The organism is uncultured Psychrobacter sp., from assembly GCF_947495825.1.
Taxonomy (GTDB): domain Bacteria; phylum Pseudomonadota; class Gammaproteobacteria; order Pseudomonadales; family Moraxellaceae; genus Psychrobacter.
Genome location: NZ_CANMAH010000005.1, coordinates 54,089 through 76,745 on the forward strand (window position 1 = coordinate 54,089; position 22,657 = coordinate 76,745).

The following is a 22,657-nucleotide window of genomic DNA, read 5'->3' on the forward strand; positions in this document are numbered from 1 at the left end:
GTGTCAGAATCAAACGGCATGGAATTTTTTATGGATAGTAATCATTCAAACGTACAAAAGTGGTCAGCGAGTAGTCGCTTGTTCCATTGGGTTAGTGCAGTTTTACTGGTAGTAACATGGATCATGATGTTTCTACACAACAATTCTGATAGCAATATATACATTGGACTACATAAATCTTTTGGAATTAGCTTGTTGTTTTGGATGATTGCGCGAGTGATCAACCGACTTTTTATTAAAGCACCGCCACCAGTACCAATGCCAAAATGGCAATTACTGATGTCGCAATTGTCGCACTTTGCGCTTTATGCACTGTTAATTGCGATGCCACTTGCAGGACTACTGATGTCTGTCTATGGTGGTCGACCTGTTGATATTTTTGGCTTGTTCCAAATACCGGTATTTGTCAGTCCAGACAGAGGATTGGCGCGTTTTTATAATGATTTACATACTGATATTATATGGCCAATGATTATTGCGTTTACATTGATTCATATTGGCGCTGCTTTGCATCATCAGTTCATCAAAAAAGACAGTCTTATCGCGCGTATGAAATAATAATATATTAAGTCGTAACAAGTATTTAGACAAAAAGCCCTTAGTAAAGTACTAAGGGCTTTTTATTTAGGTATAGATGGACTTGAGCTTTAAAGTAAACCAGTCAGTCGTTCAATTTACTTTTTATGTTCAGGCAAGCTGATATTCATCTCAAGGACATCGAGCGTATCCTCAGAACGATGATTAATATTGACATCATCAATTTGTACGCCATTAACGTATTTATTAACTACCTCTAATATTTCGCGCTTCATCTTTTCGATACGATCAGTGGTCAATCGATTGTTTAACCGATTTTCACTTGCAACAATGACCTTGAGACGTTCGGTGGCCATGTTAGCGCTACCTGCATTGCTATTGTCATCGGTACCAAACAGACTACTCCAAAATCCTTTCTTTTTACTCATTATTAACCCCCAAACCAGCGCTGTAATAGACTCTTTTTCTTCACGTCAAGATGACGTAATGGACGTTCTTCCCCTAAGAAACGGGCAACGATATCGTCATAGCACTGACCAGCGACCGAATCGGTATAGTGAATAACCGGCTCACCGTGGTTAGACGCTTCAAGCACTGAATGACTTTCAGGAATAACACCAAGTAGTGGTACTTTTAAAATATCGTTAGAGATGGTATCAATGTCCATCATCTCATTGGCTGCCGCACGTTCAGCGTTATAACGCGTGATAATCAAATGCTCGCGTATAGTACCTTGGTTTTCTTCTACCTTCTTAGTACGGCTTTGTAAAATGCCAATAATACGATCAGAGTCACGTACTGAAGAGATTTCAGGGTTAGTTACGATAATGGCTTCATCAGCATGATACATCGCTAGCTGTGCACCGCGCTCAATACCAGCTGGAGAGTCACAAATAATATAGTCAAACTGCTTAGATAACTCGGATATAACTTCAGTCACGCCTTCGTCTGTCAAAGCATCTTTATCACGTGTCTGACTGGCAGGCAAAATGTATAGATTCTCTAATTGTTTGTCTTTGACTAACGCCTGCGATAGACGAGCATTACCGTTAATTACGTCAACGAAGTCATATACGATGCGATTTTCACAGCCCATAATCAAATCTAGATTACGTAAACCCACATCAAAATCAATAACAACCGTCTTATAGCCACGCAATGCTAAACCTGCGGCAAAAGAGGCACTGGTCGTGGTTTTGCCCACGCCGCCTTTACCTGAAGTGATTACAACAATCTTCGCCACAATGGCACACTCCTATAATTCAATGGGATATTCGATAGTTAAAAATCGTTTAATAAACGTGAATATAATGTTGGTGCTGGTGCTCGCAGCACTGGGTAACCATGATTCAGTCTTTAATAACAATTATGTGTCTTTAAAATCAACAATCATAATACGACTACTATCTGCGAGCGTAAGCCTAGCATAAATCAACAAAAATTTATAGCTTGTCTATGAGAAAGACTAAAAACCTATTAGGGTAAATACTAATTTATATAATTGTTTACTAATCTTGTAAATATTGGCTGACTTACAAATTTATAGTAGGACAGTTTTGTTAAATTACCTTACCCGAATATTAACAAAGTATTGTATAGAGGTTTTTAACCTTTAATAAATTAACAAACAGCCTTAACTGTCAAATAGTTTGGCTGTTTTTTATATAATGTAATTACCTTCTAAGTGCTTTCCATGACTGTAAATACCAATCCTTCACCTTCTACAAAACGTACTTGTACTGGCTTGTCGATAGTATTCTCAGGCAGGTTGTCACGCAGGCAGTAAGTACCAGCGACAGAAACCAATGATGGATTAAATACCTGACAAAAGATGCGCGCGTCTTTGTCACCCGTTGCCCCTGCGACTAGGCGACCTTGGGCGCGTCCATAAACATGCAAGCTATTATCTGTGATAGCTTCGGCACCGCTATTGACACTATTGGTCAAAATTAAATCACCACCGACATGGTTGATACTTTGGCCTGAGCGTAACAGTTGATCATAAATCATACTGGTAATGTGCTCGCTACTGAGCAAGGTCTCAGCCGAAATATCTGCAGTGCTGTTATCTTTGTTTACGACTGTATCATCAGCACAGCTGTCTTCTTTAGCTTGTACATCTGCTGTTTTTTCGGCGCTGGTTTGACTCAACTGAGTGACTGACTTTTTACTAGAGACAATACGCTCTATGCGCTTACCATCTGCTGGAAATATCGCCAGTCTTTGGGCACGCGCCTGTGTATCAAGCAATCCTGTTACGACACCGATAGGCTGTAACCCCCAAGACCATAAAAGCTCAATTAAAGCAGACAAATCTTGTTCAACGCTACTGTCGATGATGACAGGAATCTGACTGGTCTTATTGCTCAGCATGTCTGATAGATGTGCTTCAATAGCGGTTAGGTCATCGGTACTCAGCTGCAGGCGTGAAAATGTCAGCATCTTTCCATAAAAAGTTATCGCAGGTTGAGATGTCATGTCATGCTGGCCTGTATCCGAAATCGTCATAATACAAATCCTTAAAAGATACTAATAACCCTGCGATCACGGCGCAGTTGTTACTATAAATAGATCGTTAGATTGTGCGCTATCAATGAGCAGTGTACTAAGGGTCACTGGTGATTAACAAGTCCTTAATAGTACTAAAATTGACATAAAAAGTTACATAAAAATAGAAATATGGTAGGTATAAAGGTCTGCTTATAACACTACCTATGCCACAGGCATTACAAGTTGAGCATATCTTGGTGCTTCCACTGCTGGATTTTGATTTGGGCTTCAAATTCGTTCAAGCTATCATTGATAATACTAGCAAGCAATGCTTCAAGTGCTGAATTATTGATATCGATATTTACAATATTATGGGCAATATTTACCATTAGTGCATCGATGTGTTCAGCTTTTAACAGCCGCTCGTTGAGAGAGTAGACGACGTTTTCTCCAATATTGTGCCCAATATGCTGGAGTTGTGACTCAATTAGGCTACCTGCAATTGGAATCAGGCGTAGGTAACGCCGCAGCTCAGGGGTGTTAGCAAGTCCGTCTTGAATTGCATTGCCCACTTCATTCGCTATAAGCTGGCCGCCCTGTGATCTATCGGTAAGCTTTTGAAGCATTGGCACAAGCTCTTGGCGTAATAACGATAACAGCATCGCTTCAATCTGGTCGCGGTTGCGCTCAATGGTCGATTTGATCAGCGACTTATGGACATCGGAGTCAGTAAGCTGCTGCCGAAAGTTATAGATAGTCGTTAAAATAACGCGATCAGATAACTCTTCTAGTAATACATCGATATAAAACTTAATGCGGTTGATCCATGGCTGCGGTAGTACCTGATAACCAAGTTGATGCAAGCGTCGACCAATAATCACAGCTCGAAACAAACGCAATGCCCGTAGCTGCGGAAAGCAGCCGAGTACTTCATACCAATGGACAAATGGAAAGAAAAACCAGCGATAATAAACCTTATCCTTAATGGCAATCGCCCAACGTACCAGAAGCTCTACAATCAAAAATATAGTAAAAAACCCGCCTACGGTACGTAGCGGATCGTGCACGCTCGTCTGATACCAGCTAAGTCCATCACTAATCGCCAACCATTCTGCCACATGGCTACTAAAGTTACTCATTAAAATTGCATCGATACTGATAAATAGTAGATCAATACTGATAGCGATGAGCATCACAATATCATAAGCCAGCTTTAACCGGTTCGGCTGTGGACGCCTAGGAGGCTTTGGTTCTGACAACGTGTTTTTTAGCTGATTGGGCAGCGGTTTTGTATCTGTAATAGAGCTAGTAGTAGAGGCGGACACAGTCATACCTTATATCATCGGTGGTTATGTTAGAGCGATTTAGTCTTAAGCGTTTTTGGATTCAATATTGGTATCAAATTCAGCAAGCATCTTATCAATACGTGCGTCTTTTTGTTGCCATACGTCTCCAACCCAATCAAACATCTTAGCCTTAATTGATTCATCTTTTTCATAACCGCCCTCTTGAACCGCAGTGAACAGCGTGTCAGGCATCTCAATATAGCGTACATCGACTCCCAAACGTTTGATATTGCCTTTCCACAAATCGCTGTAACTTGGTATACCATCAGGATATACGATGGTCATATCTAAAATTCCATCGATGTCTTCACCCAAGGCATTAATAGCAAGCGCAAGACCACCTGCTCGAGGCTTAAGCAAATGTCTATAAGGCGATTGCTGCTTATCGTGTTTGGCTTTGGTAAAGCGCGTACCCTCTAAGTAGTTTAGTAGGGTAAAGGGTTTACCTTTTAATAACGCACAAGCACGCTTGGCCTCTTCAATGTCTTTACCTTGCAAAGCTGGGTTTTTCGCCACTGCTTCTTTTGAATGCCGACGCATCATGGGAAAGTCTAAAAAGTAAAAGGCTTGTCCAATGACAGGAATATAAATCAGCTCAAACTTAGTAAAAAAACGCGTTAATGGTAGGCGTTTTTCACTGACATACTGTACGATACTGGTATCGACCCAGGACTGATGATTACTAATCAGCAAGTATTTACCATCTGGATGCACATCATCAGGTAAGTTAATACGCCAATCCTTATTGGGTAAAACGTTATCAATCAAAGCATTATTGCTATTTATCCAATAATTGGTCACTTTAATGACTGTATCATCAGCAATTTTCGAGCCAGTAATTGTCTTGGCAGCGCCCATAAACCATATAGGTAGGCTAGCACCGATACTATTACCAGTGATAACACCGGTTGCCGTTGCTAAAGAAAGGGCTTTACCAAGCCTAGGTGCACGATCATGCAGTTTTTGAATAGAGGAAGTCAGTCGCACGATAAGTCCTTTTTTATTTGTCATATTAATCGCTGTTAATATTTTATCTGTATAAAAGATTGCCATACTAAACAGGCACGAGTTTAGCAGAAAGCAAGAACAGTGTACGAGTGTTTACATGACTCATGGTAGCAAATACTACAAATATTTTTTATATGATTATCTTTTTAACTACTGGCTAAAATCGAGAGTTTCTATAAATAGTCATATTCGAGATAGCCTGAAAAAAGCTTACAATATTGATTTTTCATAATACCTGTTATATTCATATAACCGCATCCATAACACTGAGTGTAAGGTCTCATGCACTTTTTATACATAGATGTGACAAATTATTACACATAGATAGAACTTGCTTGCGATAATAATGACAAAGGTGAATAACACCTAATGAGCTATTTTATGTTTGGTATCTTATAAATTTATATTATTAATATATAACTGCTTTGGATTCTTTTTAAAGACGTTATAATCGTTAACTGCACTAAGTTTTGATAGGTATTACATTAATGGTTTGTTTTTAGAGGAAAAATTCTAGAATATAACAGAGCACAACTAATAAATTCAACTTAAGAGGAAATATTATGCGTAACAAATTAATGATTGCGGCAGTGGCTTCAGGATTGGCGTTAAGTGGTTGTACTACTGATCCTAACACAGGACAACAGCGTCTAAACAAAACGGCACTAGGTACTCTAGCGGGTGCAGCGGGCGGTGCGGTAGTATCTAAAGCGACTGGCGGTGAGAAGACTGGCCGTGATGCGGCTATCGGTGCAGCATTGGGTGCTGGTGTCGGTTACTACATGGAGCGTCAAGCCAAGCAGCTTGAGCAGCAAATGGCAGGTACAGGTGTAACTGTTGAGCAAAACCCGAATACAGGTAACATCGACCTTGTTATGCCAGGCAATATCACTTTTGCTTTTGATGATGCGACCCTAAGCTCATCTTTCAAGCCAACTCTTGATAAGCTTGCCTCTACAATGAACCAGTATAATAAGACCACGGTAAACATCGCAGGTCATACTGATAGTAAAGGTTCAGCGTCTTATAACATGGGTCTATCACGTGATCGTGCTTATTCAGTAGCGAACTACCTAACAGCACGTGGTGTTTCTTCTAACCGTATTAATGTAGTGGCTTATGGCGAGTCTCGCCCAGTTGCGGACAATAGCACTGACTATGGTCGTCAGCAAAACCGCCGCGTAGAGTTGACCATTAACTCACCACAGAGCGTTAATTAATTTATCGCTTTATTGACAAGTAAATTGATCATAAAAGAGTCAGCGAATTGCTGGCTTTTTTTGTTTTTATTACATGGCTATAACTATCGCAAACAATAATGACATGAAATTAAATATTGATAATGATTATCAATAACCCTATAATTTATAAAGGTTTTAGACAACTACCGTAACATTAGCAATATAAGAGCTGCTATCAAGGATGTTTTAAGCACCCGAGAGTGGCACAGACGACGTTTTTTTTTGCAATATATTTTGAGGATGTGTATGACGATTACTACAGGAACGAGCCGTAAGATTTTCCCCACCACTTTAGCTGCTGCGCTGGCAGGCGTGTTGCTGGTGTCAGGTTGTACCAAACAAACCGAAGAAAATACTGATACTACTGCTGAAGCTCAGACACAAGTGCAAGGCGCAGAGTCAGCTGACACAGCCGAGCTATCGGCTACTGATAAGGCGCATGTAGATAGACTGGCGATCAGCTATGCCAATATGGCTCATGCTGCCTATAAGGACTCACTTGAAACGGCTAAAGCGCTACAAAAGGCGGTGGAGACCTATGTAGACATGCCCACCGAGGCCAATCTAGAGGCGGCAAAAGCAGCTTACAAAACGGCGCGTCAGCCATACTCTCAGACAGAGGTTTTCCGTTTTGATGAAGGGTTTGTGACGGCCAATGATAAGCGTGCCATCGGTAGCGTCGATGGCTGGGAAGGTCAGGTCAATGCGTGGCCACTCGATGAAGCTTTGATAGACTATGTCAGCGATAGCTACGAAGGCGAGTACAACAGCCAAGACAATATCATCAATAGCGACAGCATCATGGTCGGTAGTATCAAACAAGACACCAGCAAGATCACACCTGAGCTACTGGCAGATATGAATGAGATCGGTGGTAGTGAAGCCAATGTCACCACAGGCTATCATGCGATTGAGTTTATGCTATGGGGCCAAGACACCAATGGTGTTAGCGCAGGGGCAGGCAACCGTCCTGTGACTGACTATGTCACCGAAGCTGGGCAATGTACCAGCGGTGATACGGTCAATGAAGACGCCAGTATATGTGAGCGTCGCGGCGAGTTCTTAAAAGCGGCAGCGCAGTTGCTGGTAGATGACCTCACAGCGATGGAAGCTGAGTGGCAGCCTGAGAGTGAAAACACCCTACGTAGCGATCTGATGGCGCGCAAATACGACAATGGCCTACGTCAAATCATGTATCAAATGGGCAGCTTGGCCTTAGGTGAGCTGGCCTCTGAGCGCATGCAGGTCGCGTTTGTGACGGGCTCTACTGAAGATGAGCACGAGTGCTTTAGTGACTTAACTCACCTAAGCTATGCCAATAACGCACGCGGCATCCAAAACGTCTTTAATGGCAGCTATAAGACTGTCGCTGGCAAGACCATCGGTGGCTACGGTGTCAAAAACTATCTGATCGATAGTGGTCATCAAGAAGCGGCTGACAAGCTGACTGCTGACTTTAAAAAGGTCGAAGACGCTTTTAATGTCATCGTAGAAAAAGGCGAAAAAGAAGGCATCAAGGTCGATCAAATGATTGCAACAGTCGGTCAAGCGAGCAAGCATGACATCTCAGCAGAAGAGCAAAACAAACGCCGCGGCTGGATCGAGGCGGGTATCACAAGTCTGCAAGCGCTGACAGATGGTATCGAAAATGCGGCAAAAGCAGTCGGTATCGATAACTTAGATGCGGACGCTGGCTCACAGTTTTAAGCGATTAACTTCTCTCACTTAGAATAATTTAATGATGTCAGCAATGTCTTACAAGTCATGAAAAGCTGATGGAAGATATGTTTGTAAAAGGACAAGTTATATATAATACATGCGTTGTTAACGACAGTTAGCAACGTATTTTTACGTGCAATAAAATAGGTCAGACGTTAATTTATAGCGTCGATGTATTTTTATACCGTTATATTAATAAGAAAAAATACTGTTATAGCCAGCCATTTTAATGGTTCTACTCTAGAACTAAGGCAACTCCTATGAGCGTCATTCATACCAAGTCCTCTGATTTCCCTTTCTTTTCTTCAAGCTTACAAGGTACATCGTTTAAACTTGCGCTTACCATCGTAGGTGCAATCGCCATCAGCGCTTGTCAGCCCACGGATAGCACGTCAGACAGCGCATCGACCAATAAAAACACCAATGACACTGCCGTTGCAAGTGGCGAAGGCGCGTCCGCTTTGACGCCCAAACGTACGCAAACCGTGGAATCGCTGGCTGGCGTGCCGATGCAGCAGCTGGTGACATTTGACCCGCAAGAGATCAAACAAGGCGGTGACACGGGCATTAGCATCACAAGTAGCGAGAGTTACTCCAAACCCTCATCCAATCTGTCGGCCTCGCGTAAAGGCAGTTTTTTTATTGGTAATGCGTTTTTTCGTCAGCCGTGGGTGGTCGCACCTGCCAGTACCGATAGCCGTGATGGTCTTGGAGCATTGTTTAACGTCGCGGCTTGTCAGTCTTGCCATATCAAAGATGGCCGTGGCCACGCACCGATGAGTAGTGAGGACGATGCCGACAGCTTGCTGATTCGTTTGGCGATGCCAGCGACCACCGATGAGGAGCGAGCGCAACTGCAAAACTCACTAATCGAAAAAGTCGTGCATCCGATGTATGGTGGTCAGCTACAAGATCGCGGTATTCAGGGCGTGCCTGCTGAAGCAAGAATCGCGGTACAGTGGACAGACAAGCCCGTCACTTTCGCTGATGGTCACGTCGAAACCCTGCGCGCGCCCACCTTTCATCTGACTAGCCCAGGCTATGGTGCGTTTGATGACGAGATGATGGTATCGCCGCGCGTGGCCTTGCCGATGATTGGGCTTGGACTGTTGGAGCAAATACCCGATGACGATATCAAAAAACAAGCCGTCGATAATGACAGCGCTGATATCAGTGGTAAGTTTAACTGGGTCATGGATCCACAGACGGGCAAAACCGCGTTGGGACGCTTTGGCTGGAAAGCAGGACAAACCAAGCTTTTGACACAAAACCAAAGTGCCTTTAATGAAGACATGGGGCTGACCTCAAACATTCGTCCTCATGAGTCCTGCATGCCTGCGCAAACGGCGTGTGTCAATGCAACCACGGGCGCTGATGAGCAAGGCGGTGGTAAGCCACCTGTGGAGGTCAATGACGAGGTGGCCAAGTTTGTGGAGTTTTATACGCGCAATCTGGCCGTCCCGCATCGCCGTAATGCCGAGGATAAGCTGGTACTTGCTGGCAAAAAACGCTTTTATGATATGGGCTGCCAAAGCTGTCATACCCCGCGCTATCAGTTGCCAAAAACCGACGATGACCATCTTGAGCAGCACGGACAAGTGATTTATCCTTATACTGATTTACTATTGCATGATATGGGCGACGAGCTTGCCGATCGGACGATCGCTGGTAAGCTGCCACCCAAAGATGCGCAAGTAGAGTTTTTGGCCAACTCTTATGAGTGGCGAACGCCAGCTTTATGGGGTATTGGTCTTGCCCAAACGGTCGATCCGCAAGCGACGTTTTTGCATGATGGGCGTGCTCGCACCTTGATGGAAGCAGTGCTATGGCACGGCGGCGAGGCCGAAAAACAAAAACAAAAAGTATTACAGTTAGACAAGCAAGGGCGGGCTGAATTGACAGCGTTCTTGCAGTCGCTATAAATTGCGTGACAAAAGGCTTGTGGGCAAAGGATACGCTCTTAGCAAATGACCAATAAACAATTGATAAAATCACTCATATAAATACCGAGAAACCTATGAAAATAAACCCTGCTGTAGCAATGGCACTGTCTGCTTTGAGTGCGGGCCTGCTGATCAGCTGCGTCAAACCTGCAGATGAAAACAAAGCGCCAAACTCTGAGGGTCAAGAAGTCGCGCAAGATAGAGCCGCTACGCCGTCTGTAGATGATAAAAACAACAGTACAGAGCGTATCGCTGCTGTCGATATCAGCGCTGAGACAGAAAAGACCTATCTGGCCCATGTGGCAGATGATCTCGTCATTCCTGCCTATGCCGATGCAGCGCGTCAAAGTGAGCTACTGCATGAGCTGGCACAAAAGCACTGCCAGTCAGGCGCCGTCAGCGGTGATGAGCTGCAAACGCTACGGGATCAGTGGCTGTTGCTGGCACAAGCGTGGGCGCGCGCTGAGATGATCAACTTTGGGCCTGCCACCGCTAGCATGAGCAACCTATATATCAACTACTATCCTGATGAGCGCGGGCTGGTGCATAGCGGTGTGGCTGATTTGATCGCAGCCAATCCAAAGCTCACCGCAGAGCAGCTCGCTGATGAGAGTGCTATCGTACAAGGGGTGCCAGGACTAGAAGAAGCTCTGTACGCCAATGATAGCTTGGATGCGGGGCAGTGTGCTTATGTGATAAGCGCCAGTGACGCCTTGAGTACGCGCCTACAAAACATCGAAAAAGACTGGCAAAAAAACGCGACAACGCTGTTGGCGATTGATAAAACAGCTGATAGCGATCAGGGCCTAAACCAATGGTTCAATTCGTTATTGTCGTTGGTTGAGACCATGAAATCTAACGCCATTGACCAGCCTTTGGGATTGACCGGCAAAGCCAAAGGTCATGTGCCAGCCGCCACCGCTGGCCAAAGCCGCGCCATTATCAATGCCAAATTAGCCACGTTAAATGAGGCGCTGACCGACCCTGTCCTGACGGCTATCCTCGGCAGCAATAATGAAAACAACGTCGCTGATACGCTATCGTCTGCCTTAGCAGATGCCACCACGCTATTGGCGCAGATGCCAGAAGATATCACCACGGCTGATAAAGCAACGCAGCAAGAATTGTATGACCATCTGACCACCATTACCCGTATTATTAAGCGCCAGCTGATACCGGCACTCGGTATCCGTGTAGGCTTTAATAGTACCGATGGCGATTAAATAATGCGTAAGCGTAACGACGATACCCATACCCGAGCTTTACTATCGAAAGATAGCAACCAGTCTCGCCACGAGCGACTGACGTCCGCTGTCACGACGACGCTCGCTAGCGTCACAGGTACGGCGGCGCTGGTCGCTGTCCATCATCATTATCGTAAACGCCGGCAGCCCGATGCAAGCTTGCAAGATTACGTGATCGGTGTCCGCGCGCAGTGGCAGACATGGCAGTTGAGCAGTAGCTCAGAGCCACAGCCGTCGGAGCCGCCTAAGTGGTCAAAGCTAGCACGCTTTCGCCATGCTTGCCAGCAGGCGGCGGTGACATGGCAGCGAGCCTATCAGCAGCCTTATTCAGATAACACTGATAATAACGTTATATCTGATTTGGCTGCTGTGCATACCACCACCATGATGGCACGCCCCGTGTGCTGGGTGAGTGGGGTGGCGTCTATGCCAAAAAATCTCACTGTCACTGACCACACTGATGGCCAGTCTGACAATGACTTTGGCGTCGTCGGTATAGACGCTGATAGACAGATCGTTTGGCAGACCACCATGCCTGAGCGTGTCCATGATATCGTCGTACAGCCGCCTGTCGATGGAGTGTTTGATACAGATACCCAGTACGATATGCAATACCATAAAAGCAATCATCAGTCGCACCGCGATGTTGTGGTGATGGGGCGTCGCCCGAGTGAGAGGTTTTGGGTGCTTGATACTGCCACAGGGCAGGTCAAGACAGCTATTCAAGCGACAAACCATCGACATTTTTATGGTCATGCCTGCTATAGCTTAGATGCCCAGCGTTTGTATGTAACCGAAAACGATACGGTGAGCCTCGATGGCAAAATCGGTGTCTATGATGCGACTGATGACTATAAAAAAATCGCAGAATTTGATGCTTTTGGTATCGGCCCACATGAGCTGGTCATGCATCCTGATGGCGACACACTGGTGATCGCCAATGGTGGTATCAAAACCGAGCGCGCCTCTCGCGAAGAGCTAAATCTCGATAGCATGCGCCCGTCATTGGTGTATCTCAATCGTCATACGGGCGCGTTGCTGGAGCAGGTCGTCCCAGCGCACAACCAGATGAGCGTGCGCCATCTCGCCATGCACGATGATGGCTCGGTGATGATTGGTATTCAGTTTCAAGGAGATAAGCATATCAATGTGCCTTTGGTATTGACGCATCAGCGCGGCGAAGCTGACTTCGAGCCACTCATCATGCCTAATGATGAGTGGCAGCGCTTTCATCAGTATATCGCTAGCGTCGCCGTCGATAGTGTGCATGATTTACTATGCGTCACCACCCCGATTGGCGGCTGTGCAGTGATTTATGATCTAAATACGCGGCAGTTGATTGATGATGTCAGTTTGCCAGATTGTGCGGGCGCGTCGGTGTTGGCTGATGAGAAAAAAGCAGGCTTTATCGTGAGTGATGGGCAAGGGCAGCTAACGACATTAGAGGTGAAGTCGGCACCGACAGCAGCGTCAGCCGCCAGCACATCGCTAGATACCGCTTGGCAAGTGAAGAGCGACAGCAAGTGGCATAAAATGTCTTTTGACAATCATTTGCAAGCGCTGTAACGGCGATAAGTGCTAAATAATAAAGCAAGAATGTAAGGAGACACGCCATCAGTTTACATGCGGTGAGACAACATCTTGCGCAGGCAGGAATAGAGCTGCAAGTCCATAAAAAACGCGTCAAAAACATCAATTTTCGCTTAAAGCCGTACACCTTGATGGTCTCCGCACCGGCTTTTATCAGTACCGTGCAAATCGAGAAAGCCATTGCCAAGCGTGTGTCTTGGGCAATCGACAATCACGCACAGGTCTTAGAGCAGCACCAGCGTAAACACCGTCCTTTAGCGGACTCTTCAACTACCGACAGTCCTATGCTGTTATGGGGGATTGAGCAATCCCTGACCCTCAGCCATGATAAAAAACTGACCTATTACCGTGAGCAGCTTGCGGCTATCATGCCGTTATTGTTTGACAAATGGCAACCTGTGGTCGGTGCCTATGCCAATGAGATACGCCTAAAAAAGATGCACACGCGCTGGGGCAGCTGCAACACGCGCGCGCGTCGTATTTGGCTGTCTGTATATCTGCCTGCCTATCCGCTTGAATGCACCGAATATGTCATCGTCCATGAGCTGTGCCACCTGCATCATGCCAACCATAGCCATGAGTTTTGGCAAACGGTGGCGACCGCGATGCCAGATTATCGGTATTGGCACGATATGCTGGCAGGCAAGACAGGGCAGTTGGATTAAGAATGGTATGGTCAATCCCATATAAAAACGATACAGCTATGCCAGCGTGCTACTGGTATAAATTTTCCTTGCGTGCTGCGAACCTAGAGGCTGCGCAACCTACATTTAAAAACAGCATCCCAGTAGAGCTATGTTCTTTTTAAAGTGGAGCGACTATGTCAATAATAACGCCAAGTAACCTATATAATACTGATATGATAATCTATAACAGTACAAAACGTATTATTTAAAATAAGAAATTAAGGATAAACATAATATGGAAAATGTCAGTCAATCCGAGTTTTGGCAGCAGCGCTACGAGCAAGACAGTATCGGTTGGGATATGGGACAAGTGTCGCCACCGCTCAAAGCCTATATAGATCAGTTGCCTGAATCTGCTAAGGCGCAGGCTATTTTGGTGCCAGGAGCGGGGAATGCTTACGAGGTAGGCTATTTGTATGAGCAAGGCTTTACTAACGTGACATTGGTGGACTTTGCTCCAGCGCCCATCAATGACTTTGCCGAGCGCTATCCTGACTTTCCATCTGAGCATTTAGTTTGTGCCGACTTTTTTGAGTTATCGCCTACGCAGTATCAGTTTGATTGGGTACTTGAGCAGACGTTTTTTTGTGCCATTGACCCTTCACGCCGCGATGATTATGTCAGAAAAATGGCCTCACTGCTCAAACCCCAAGGTAAGCTGGTTGGCGTGTTGTTCGATGTCGATTTTGGCCGTGATGAGCCGCCCTTTGGTGGTACAAAAGAAGCGTATCAGCAGCGTTTTGCCAGCCATTTTGATATCGATATTATGGAGCGCTGCTATAACTCACATCCGGCACGGCAAGGCAGCGAGCTGTTTATTAAGCTGCAAGCAAAGTAAGCTCACGTTGGATATTTGCTTGCGCTGGCGTCTCAAGCCGCTCATAGTAATAATGAGTTAGATAAAGCGTTGGATGTGCCAATAGTTTGTTTAATACTGCCATTCGTCCTGTACGATATTCGGCTAATGGCACATGGCTATACTCTTGGCGCACCGCTTGCGCATAGCGCTCGTACTGTGGCCAAGGCGCAGCCAAAATGCTTAAATCCATATCCAACAGATAAGCGGCATCACTGATTTTGTCAGGGTCGGATAGTCCCGTAAGTTGATGGTTAGCAGTCATCATGATCAGCGCATAGAGATGCTCGCACTGCTCAGCGCAAAGATACGGGCGTAACGTCTCTGCTGCGTACTCGGCGCTTTTTTGCTCATTGTCTGTACGCAGCGGGTCATATATCACATCATGATAAAACAGGGCTAATGCGACAATATGAGGATCGTTAAGCTTGTGCTTGATTTGCTCAAACTCTCCAAACAATTGCTGCAGGTGGCGTAAGGTATGATAAGCGCGTGTCGTTTCGTTATAGCGAGCAGCGATATCTTGCCACAGCGCATGGCCTGTCGCCGGCTTGTTATCGCTATTTATCGCAGATAAGTGCCGGGCAAAATAATGACCAGAATTAAGGGTTATTTGTGGAAATTGGCTCATACCTCACCTAAGTTGTTTTGCTCATTACTGCTCATTACGGCTAAGTCTTGCAGCTTAGGACTTGTTTGCAGCATCTTCAAACGCCTGTTTAAACACTTTACCCAGCAAATTGACATCATCGACCCGCGCATAGTTTAAGCGTGTGACAAAGGCAATATGACGATGCGGACCTGCCTCGGCAAGCGGTATCGCGACAGCATTGCGGTTTTGCAAATGCAGTTGATCTAGCGCCATCTCTGGCACCAGCGTCGTACCCATGTTGGCAAGTGCCATCTGAATTAAAGTGTTGAGACTGGCATCAGAAAAGCTCGATTTCATCTGTTCGCGATCGAAATGACAGACCGATAGCGTCTGATCGGTCAAGCAGTGACCTTCACCAAGGAGCATCAAATTGGCCGTCGCCAGCTCATCAGAGTTAATACTATCAAGCTTGGCATGTATATCGTCTTTGGGGAATACCGCAAAAAAGTCCTCACTCCAAAACTCAAAACTGTGAAGCCCATCGACGGCATAAGGTAGGGCGATAATGGCAGTATCGATATGGCCGTAGCGTACCTGCTCGAGTAAGCGCTCGGTTTGCTGTTCGATGATGGTCATACGAAACTCAGGATAATGCTCTCGCAGCGCGGGCAGTACTTTAGGAAGCAAGTACGGCGCAATCGTTGGAATGATACCGACCGTCATCGGATAAGCAAGCGGGGTCTGATGGCTATGCGCGCGCGTGGTCAAATCACTGACTTCAGAAAACACCCGCTGGGCACGTGTCAAAATATCTTGCCCAATTGGGGTAATCAGGACCTGCTTATTATTACGCTCAAAAATCTGCGTATCTAGCTGTTTTTCAAGCTCAGCGATACCGAGACTCAGCGCAGACTGTGAAATATTGCACTCTTCAGCAGCACGCTTAAAATGGCGATGTTTGGCGACGGCTAAGGCAAATTCAAGTTGACGTAAAGTAATCATAAAACCTCTCTATTTATGGGCTTTTTAATGCTATCTTGTCAGATGATTGATGTAAGATACTTGCTTACTAACAGGCCAGCATGCACGCATACAGCACTGATGATAAAAACTAGAGATAATAGTTTAACAAGTTTAATAAAACAAAACATCACATTAAAAACTTTTAACTGGATTAACCATAAAATTCGGGTATAGTTTGTCATGTAGCCCAAAGAGTTAAAGGCTTAGTAAAAAAGGTCAAATACTTAATCAACAATTAACTTAATATTTAATCAAAAAAGGAGCCAATCATGGCAGCTATTATTAATCAAGAAATCCCAGAATTTTCAACAGAAGCTTTCGTAAACGGTGAGTTCAAAACCATCACCTCAGAAGACGTAAAAGGTAGCTGGGCTGTATTTATGTTTTACCCACATGACTTCACTTTTGTTTGCCCAACTGAGCTTGAAGACATGGCAAACCATTACGAAGAGCTAAAAGAGTTAGGCGTAGAAGTATATTCAGTATCAACTGACACGCATTTTGTGCACAAAGCATGGCACGACTCTTCAGAAGCGATTGGTAAAGTAACTTTCCCAATGTTGGGTGACGGCACTGGTAAAATCACTCGCGGTTTCAACATCATGATCGAAGAAGACAATGCAGCGCTTCGCGGTACTTTCATCGTTGATCCAGATGGCCTCATCAAAGTGGCTGAAATCCATGATCTAGGCATCGGCCGTAGCGCAAAAGATGTGGTCCGTAAAATTAAAGCCGCTCAGTACGTTCGTGACAATGATGGTGAAGTATGCCCAGCCGCTTGGGAGCAAGGTCAAGCAACGCTAAAACCAAGCCTTGATTTGGTTGGTAAAATCTAAGTAGTTGATGCATTATTTAGATATTTCTATGGGACTGGCTACTAAGTATGTTTAGAGCCAGTATCATAGACAAAGACTCTATCAGCAGACGTTGATAGAGTCTTTTTTATTTTACATCTTATCTACAGGCTGACACCAGATTTTACCCAATTTTCATTTTAGATTACTTATGCTGATAGCACGCTTCAAACGATAAGAAGCGGTGGATTATTCAAAAACTCGTTTAATCACGACTACTATAAAAATGAATATGATAATAAAGGAGTAAAATCATGACTAATCAATCAGCGAATGATGGCTTTCCTCAGCAAGAGCAGTCTTTGCCCGGCTCACAAAAACAACAACAGCCGACGCCCGAGGTACTGCCAAAAGAGTATCCAAACGGTAAGCTGGCTGGCAAAGTCGCGATTGTGACGGGGGCTGATAGCGGCATCGGTCAAGCGGTAGCGATTTTATTTGCCAAAGAAGGCGCAGATGTGGTGGTCAGCTATCTCTGTGAAGATGAGGATGCCAAAAAGACGCAGCATCACGTTGAGTCCTATGGTCGCCGCTGTTTATTGGTTGCTTCCGATTTATCAAATGAAGAAAACTGCCAAAAGCTCATTGATAAAACGGTTAACGAGTTTGGCAAAATCGATATTTTAGTCAATAATGCGGGTCGCCAAGTGGAACAACAGTCCATCACTGATATCAGTACCGACCAGCTTAACAACACAATACACACCAATTTTTATCCGCATTTTTGGTTGAGCAAATTTGCCCTACCGCATATGAAATCAGGCAGCAGTATTATTAATACTACTTCTATTACCGCCTATCGCGGCAGTAATCATCTAATTGATTATGCCGCCACTAAAGGTGCAATCTTATCTTTTACGCGCGCGCTTGCCAATAATCTATCTGGCTCAGACAAAAGCATTCGTGTCAATGGTGTTGCGCCAGGGCCGATTTGGACACCACTGATTGTCGCCTCATTTGAGCCTGATGAAGTTGCAAAATTCGGCCAAGACAATCCGATGGGTCGCGCCGGTCAGCCCAATGAGGTCGCGCCTGCTTACTTGTACTTAGCAAGCGATGATGCAAGCTATGTGACAGGACAAGTAATCCACGTCAATGGCGGTGAAATTATAGGCGGTTGATAACTATTGACTAATATTTAAAACTATTAGCTAGTTATGCTACGAAATAAAAACCCCATCAGCAAAAGTTGATGGGGTTTTTATTCTACTAGAAAATGTTTGTATTTTTGCACTAGGGCGTGTAGTGCTAAGCCTGAGACTGTAGTTTGTTTTTATCAATTATTTTATAAATCTCATCTTTTAATTGTAGCTTTCGTCGCTTCATTTTTTCGATTTCTTCATCTCTACTGGCATGTGTCACCAGATCTTTATCAAGCTGATTGATTTGCTGATCGAGCGCTGTGTGCTCATCGAAAATACTGGCAAAATGGCTATCTTTCTGCTTAAGCTCGGCAATAATGTCTCTATTGTCTTGTAACGTATCAGTCTTTCTCATATTGTCATCCTTGTTATAAAGCACAGCCATGCAATAAGCGTCAGTGTCTTGTCATAAAGGTTGTCACGATGCGTTGCTATGATTGTGAGTCTTAGGTTTTATTGAACCTAGTTGAGGTTTGATTCAATAGTGATAAAGCTTAATATCAGCAGAAATGGCTTTTGGTAAACCAGCATAAAAGCGAATCTGCCACGAGACAAATAGGAACTTTTCCTATTCGCCTCATTCGATTGTAGCGAAAAAACAAGGGCTATACCATGGCTATTATCTGTCCATAAGTTTATATTTAATTAAATAAATGCATTTATGATTGGTTTTATAAAACGTAAAGTTTGAGTTTACCAGCTTGCCCAAATTTCTGAAACCTATGATAATAGAGACATTAAAGGGAACAAGCATATTGCCTAACACAGTTTTAACAAGATTATCAGTAATCAATAATCCATATTTGAACGTGCAATATGACAGTTGCCGTTACATATCCAATAATAATGAGGAACAAACATGATAGATCAAAATTTATTAGATGCTGTCAAAAGCTATAGTGAAAACATGACTCGCCCGATAACCTTTGTATTGGGTAGCGGCGAGCATGAAAAACGTAGTGAGCTAGTTGAATTTTTGACCAAAATCGCTGGTACCACCGATAAGATTAACTTTGATGCACAAGCAAACGACGACAGCTTGCCAAGCGCAATTAGCTTTGCAGTTCGTAGTCACATTGATGATGTAATTACCGATACAGGCATTGTGTTCAGCGGTATCCCAGGTGGGCACGAGTTCACATCGCTTATCTTAGCAATACTTCAAGCGGGTGGGCATACGTTGAAGCTAGATGAAGGCATTCAAAAGCTCATCAAGCGTTTTAATAAGCCTTTACAGTTCCAAACTTACGTATCGTTGTCTTGTCACAGCTGCCCAGAAGTTGTGCAGGCCTTGAACCAATTTGCACTGTTAAATGATGATATCAGCAACGAGATGATTGATGGCGCGTTGTTCCAAGAGCAGGTCGAGGCGAACAATATCCAAGGCGTACCAGCAGTCTTTTTAAACGGTAAGCCATTTGCTAATGGTCTCATCGATACGGCAAAATTGATTGAAAAGCTACAAGATCAGTTTCCTGACTTGTTAGCAGAAGCGAGCGATGACGAAGAGCAGTTAGAGCAGCAAGATGTCACTATCATCGGTGCAGGTCCTGCTGGGGTCGCGGCAGCGATTTATACGGCGCGTAAAGGTCTTAAAGTGACGATGGTCGCTGACCGTATTGGTGGACAGGTAAAAGATACGCAGGATATCGAAAACCTGATTTCTGTACCTTTAACTAACGGTACTGACTTATCGACCAACTTTGTTAAACATCTAGGTGAATATAACATTACGCTAAAAGAGCATGTCAGTGTCAAAGAGATTGGTGAGACCAAAGACGAAAACTACAGCATTCACCTAAACACAGGTGAGAGCTTTGAGACGCGCAGTATTATCCTAGCAACTGGTGCTCAGTGGCGTAAGCTTGGTGTACCAGGCGAAGAAGAAAACGTCGGTAAAGGTGTTGCTTACTGTGCGCATTGTGACGGTCCTTTTTTCAAAGGTAAAGATATTTCAGTCATTGGCGGTGGTAACTCAGGTGTGGAAGCGGCGTTAGATCTTTCAGGTATTGTAAAGCATGTAACGGTGCTTGAGTTCGCTGATGAATTAAAAGCGGATCAAGTGTTGATTAATAAAGCCAAAGAAAAAGACAATATCGAATTTATCACTAGTGCAGCGACGCAAGAGATTAAAGCGACTGATGGCAAAGTGACTTCTATCGTGTATCAAGATCACAGTTCAGGTGAGACGCACGAGCTTGACTTGTCAGGGGTATTTGTCCAGATTGGCTTAGTACCAAATACTGGGTTTATCAAAGGCTTTGTTGATTTGAACCGCTTTGGTGAGATTGAAATTGACGAGCGCTGCCGCACTGACCGCAAAGGTATCTTTGCTTGTGGTGACGTCACGACTGTGCCATTTAAGCAGATTAACATTGCAATGGGCGAGGGGAGTAAAGCGGCATTATCAGCGTTTGAATACTTGGTTATGCAGTAAGCTGTTCAGCTATAAAGTTACTATAAGAAGTCACCTCTTTTGAGGTGGCTTTTTTATGTCAGATACAATTAGTTCTTATTTCGAATCAAAGCAATAATCGGTAGCGCAATCACATACATGAGTACGCCATATACAGCAGCAGGTAGGGCAATAGCTGGCAAACCTGTAGCTGTACCCATAATGATAGGGGCTAAAGTAATGGCAGTCGTACTGTTTTGGATGCTGGTCTCTATCGAAATCGTCTTAGTGTCAAACCAGCTGAGCTTTAGCACCTTAGAAATCAAAATGCTTAATACAAATAACGCCATGATGATAAGGATTAGCTCAAGTCCCATTGATGTTAACTGTGATTTTAGTAGTTCCCAGTTAGAAGCGATGGCTGCAAAAACAATCAACACGAAAAAGATACTGGCCAAGCTGTTTAGAATACTGCTCCTACGCACCATAAAATTGGTAAATTTACGACGAGCAAGCATACCGAGGGTCACGGGCAGAGTCGTCAATAAAAACATGACAAGACCGATTTTGACAGCGCTAATAGAGCCTGCTTGGTCTTGCATAAAGTGCTTAAAGGCTAAAGTAATTAAGATAGGCAAGGTGACGACTGATAATAAGCTGACCACACCAGTGAGCGCAACAGAAAGTGCGACATTACCTTTAGCATAATAGGTAAGCATGTTACTGGTTACACCGCCTGGGCAAAAACTAATCAGCATGACACCAAAAGCAATTTCAGGTGGTGGCGCCATTACTAAGACAACTGCTAAAGCGATTAAAGGGACCACCATGACTTGGTTGATTAAGCCGACAAAAAAGGCTTTGGGGTAGTTGATGATAACTTTAAAATCGCTAGGTTTGAGTCCTGTCCCTAACGTAAACATAATGTAGGCAAGCGCTAAAGGGAGCAGAGCCAATGCAGTATTACTCATGAAACATTCCTTGTAAAATTGTCAGTCGTTATTAAAATGACTGTTCAAATAATCCACATTCCTTGTGGCAATAACATTATAAATATACCCTAAAACATACTTACAGATGCGATAAAAGCCCATATATTTATATGAGCTTTTATTTATTTCGCTGAGTTTTGACTGTCAAGACTTATCCCGATGGTATTACATCGGTTTTAGATTGCATTACCTATCTTAAATTAAATAAATCAGTCGTCTAATAAATCCATACGCTTAGCGGCTTCATAGATACCAGTTGAGCGATTGCCAGTACGGCAAAAAATCAGCATTGGCTGCTCGGCTTGATTAAAGAAATCCGCAAATTCTTCGACGTGATATTGGTTAAGCTCACTACCAGCAAAAGATACTTCTTTATAAGCGAGACCTGCATCAGTAGCAGCCGCTTCAATCTCTGCGCTGGTTGGCTGGCCTGGCTCTTCACCATCAGGACGATTATTAATAATGGTTTTAAAACCATTTTCAGCAATCATAGGGATTTGATCAGGGGTGATTTGTCCAGTAATACTAACTTGATGGCTCATAAAAATTCCTAAATTATTTAAACGTACATAAACTATAAATTACAACAAACCTTGCATCAAGGCACTTTGGTACAGTAGCTTGGCACGCGCCCCAGTCCCGCAAAACATTAATATAGGTTTGGGCAACGCGTGATAAAGCGCGGCAAATTGCTCAACTGTCAGCATACTCAAACGCTCATCATCGAAAGGAAGGTGCCGGTAGGATAGGCTTGCTTGCTCAGCAGCATTGGTAAAGTCACAGCTATTAGGCTGCATATCAACCTCAGCATCAGGTCGTATGTTAAGTACTGAGCGATAGCCAAGCTCTGCAATTTTGATACATTGGCTTGGATAAATTTGCTTGTAGATGGTTATATCATTGGTCATAACTAGATTCAACTGGATTTGTCAAAGTAGGTTTACTAAAGGCTAAAGAGTAATAAGTCAGTAATGAGATGGAGATTATTAGAGGCTATTT

22 protein-coding genes are annotated in these 22,657 nt (G+C 44.1%); 11 read left to right on the top strand and 11 right to left on the bottom strand.

The window, feature by feature from the left end:
• Positions 1-30: 30 nt before the first annotated feature.
• A complete protein-coding gene (locus tag Q0895_RS06950) occupies positions 31-558 on the top strand; it encodes a cytochrome b (protein ID WP_299186958.1) in 528 nt (175 codons plus the stop codon).
• Positions 559-674: 116 nt separating this feature from the next.
• Here the strand turns inward: Q0895_RS06950 and minE are convergent, their stop codons facing one another.
• The 5 genes from minE to Q0895_RS06975 form a co-directional block, all read right to left on the bottom strand.
• Positions 675-965 carry a cell division topological specificity factor MinE gene (gene minE, locus Q0895_RS06955; protein ID WP_299186961.1) on the bottom strand — a complete coding sequence of 97 codons (291 nt, stop codon included), beginning with the start codon at positions 963-965 and terminating at the stop codon, positions 675-677.
• Between the two features lie 2 nt (positions 966-967).
• Complete coding sequence (gene minD, locus Q0895_RS06960; RefSeq protein ID WP_299186964.1) at positions 968-1,780, bottom strand: septum site-determining protein MinD; 813 nt, start codon at positions 1,778-1,780, stop codon at positions 968-970.
• Positions 1,781-2,217: 437 nt separating this feature from the next.
• Entirely contained in the window at positions 2,218-3,045 is an 828-nt protein-coding gene (gene minC / locus Q0895_RS06965; protein WP_299186967.1) for a septum site-determining protein MinC, read from the bottom strand.
• 218 nt (positions 3,046-3,263) lie between these two features.
• Positions 3,264-4,358, bottom strand: a complete 1,095-nt coding sequence (locus Q0895_RS06970; RefSeq protein WP_299186970.1) for a hypothetical protein — start codon at positions 4,356-4,358, stop codon at positions 3,264-3,266.
• 39 nt (positions 4,359-4,397) lie between these two features.
• Positions 4,398-5,360, bottom strand: coding sequence for an acyltransferase (locus tag Q0895_RS06975; RefSeq protein ID WP_299187345.1), 963 nt, complete (start codon positions 5,358-5,360; stop codon positions 4,398-4,400).
• A gap of 584 nt (positions 5,361-5,944) precedes the next feature.
• Between Q0895_RS06975 and Q0895_RS06980 the strand changes: the two genes are divergently transcribed.
• The 7 genes from Q0895_RS06980 (at position 5,945) to Q0895_RS07010 (ending at position 14,642) form a co-directional block, all read left to right on the top strand.
• Positions 5,945-6,601 (top strand): OmpA family protein, encoded by a 657-nt coding sequence (locus Q0895_RS06980; protein ID WP_299186973.1) that lies wholly within the window; start codon positions 5,945-5,947, stop codon positions 6,599-6,601.
• 267 nt (positions 6,602-6,868) lie between these two features.
• Positions 6,869-8,329: an imelysin family protein gene (locus Q0895_RS06985; RefSeq protein WP_299186976.1), complete on the top strand. Its 1,461-nt coding sequence runs from the start codon at positions 6,869-6,871 to the stop codon at positions 8,327-8,329.
• A gap of 272 nt (positions 8,330-8,601) precedes the next feature.
• Positions 8,602-10,263, top strand: coding sequence for a di-heme oxidoredictase family protein (locus Q0895_RS06990; RefSeq protein ID WP_299186979.1), 1,662 nt, complete (start codon positions 8,602-8,604; stop codon positions 10,261-10,263).
• 95 nt (positions 10,264-10,358) lie between these two features.
• A complete protein-coding gene (locus Q0895_RS06995; protein WP_299186982.1) occupies positions 10,359-11,507 on the top strand; it encodes an imelysin family protein in 1,149 nt (382 codons plus the stop codon).
• Between the two features lie 3 nt (positions 11,508-11,510).
• Positions 11,511-13,094, top strand: coding sequence for a DUF1513 domain-containing protein (locus Q0895_RS07000; RefSeq protein WP_299186985.1), 1,584 nt, complete (start codon positions 11,511-11,513; stop codon positions 13,092-13,094).
• A gap of 62 nt (positions 13,095-13,156) precedes the next feature.
• On the top strand, positions 13,157-13,783 hold the full coding sequence (locus Q0895_RS07005; protein ID WP_299186988.1) for a YgjP-like metallopeptidase domain-containing protein: 627 nt from the start codon (positions 13,157-13,159) through the stop codon (positions 13,781-13,783).
• A 256-nt stretch (positions 13,784-14,039) separates the two neighbouring features.
• Positions 14,040-14,642 carry a methyltransferase domain-containing protein gene (locus Q0895_RS07010; RefSeq protein ID WP_299186990.1) on the top strand — a complete coding sequence of 201 codons (603 nt, stop codon included), beginning with the start codon at positions 14,040-14,042 and terminating at the stop codon, positions 14,640-14,642.
• Here the strand turns inward: Q0895_RS07010 and Q0895_RS07015 are convergent.
• Together Q0895_RS07015 and Q0895_RS07020 are read right to left on the bottom strand one after the other, a co-directional pair.
• Entirely contained in the window at positions 14,623-15,291 is a 669-nt protein-coding gene (locus tag Q0895_RS07015) for a hypothetical protein (RefSeq protein ID WP_299186993.1), read from the bottom strand. The two genes, Q0895_RS07010 and Q0895_RS07015, sit on opposite strands and share 20 nt — an antisense overlap.
• A gap of 54 nt (positions 15,292-15,345) precedes the next feature.
• Positions 15,346-16,254: a hydrogen peroxide-inducible genes activator gene (locus tag Q0895_RS07020; protein WP_058369459.1), complete on the bottom strand. Its 909-nt coding sequence runs from the start codon at positions 16,252-16,254 to the stop codon at positions 15,346-15,348.
• Between the two features lie 290 nt (positions 16,255-16,544).
• On the opposite strand from Q0895_RS07020, the gene ahpC reads away from it, so the two are divergent.
• Positions 16,545-17,111 (top strand): alkyl hydroperoxide reductase subunit C, encoded by a 567-nt coding sequence (gene ahpC / locus Q0895_RS07025; protein WP_058369458.1) that lies wholly within the window; start codon positions 16,545-16,547, stop codon positions 17,109-17,111.
• Between the two features lie 272 nt (positions 17,112-17,383).
• Entirely contained in the window at positions 17,384-18,250 is an 867-nt protein-coding gene (locus tag Q0895_RS07030; protein ID WP_299187002.1) for a glucose 1-dehydrogenase, read from the top strand.
• A gap of 127 nt (positions 18,251-18,377) precedes the next feature.
• Here Q0895_RS07030 and Q0895_RS07035 read toward each other — a convergent pair whose 3' ends face one another.
• Positions 18,378-18,626 carry a DUF465 domain-containing protein gene (locus tag Q0895_RS07035; protein WP_299187005.1) on the bottom strand — a complete coding sequence of 83 codons (249 nt, stop codon included), beginning with the start codon at positions 18,624-18,626 and terminating at the stop codon, positions 18,378-18,380.
• A 504-nt stretch (positions 18,627-19,130) separates the two neighbouring features.
• On the opposite strand from Q0895_RS07035, the gene ahpF reads away from it, so the two are divergent.
• Positions 19,131-20,708 (top strand): alkyl hydroperoxide reductase subunit F, encoded by a 1,578-nt coding sequence (gene ahpF, locus Q0895_RS07040; RefSeq protein ID WP_299187008.1) that lies wholly within the window; start codon positions 19,131-19,133, stop codon positions 20,706-20,708.
• Positions 20,709-20,776: 68 nt separating this feature from the next.
• Here the strand turns inward: ahpF and Q0895_RS07045 are convergent, their stop codons facing one another.
• The 3 genes from Q0895_RS07045 to Q0895_RS07055 all read right to left on the bottom strand — a co-directional run bounded on the left by Q0895_RS07045 (position 20,777) and on the right by Q0895_RS07055 (position 22,566).
• A complete protein-coding gene (locus tag Q0895_RS07045; RefSeq protein WP_299187011.1) occupies positions 20,777-21,637 on the bottom strand; it encodes a bile acid:sodium symporter family protein in 861 nt (286 codons plus the stop codon).
• Between the two features lie 230 nt (positions 21,638-21,867).
• Positions 21,868-22,200 carry a TIGR01244 family sulfur transferase gene (locus tag Q0895_RS07050; protein WP_299187014.1) on the bottom strand — a complete coding sequence of 111 codons (333 nt, stop codon included), beginning with the start codon at positions 22,198-22,200 and terminating at the stop codon, positions 21,868-21,870.
• A 39-nt stretch (positions 22,201-22,239) separates the two neighbouring features.
• Positions 22,240-22,566: a sulfur transferase domain-containing protein gene (locus Q0895_RS07055; protein ID WP_299187017.1), complete on the bottom strand. Its 327-nt coding sequence runs from the start codon at positions 22,564-22,566 to the stop codon at positions 22,240-22,242.
• Positions 22,567-22,657: the final 91 nt, after the last annotated feature.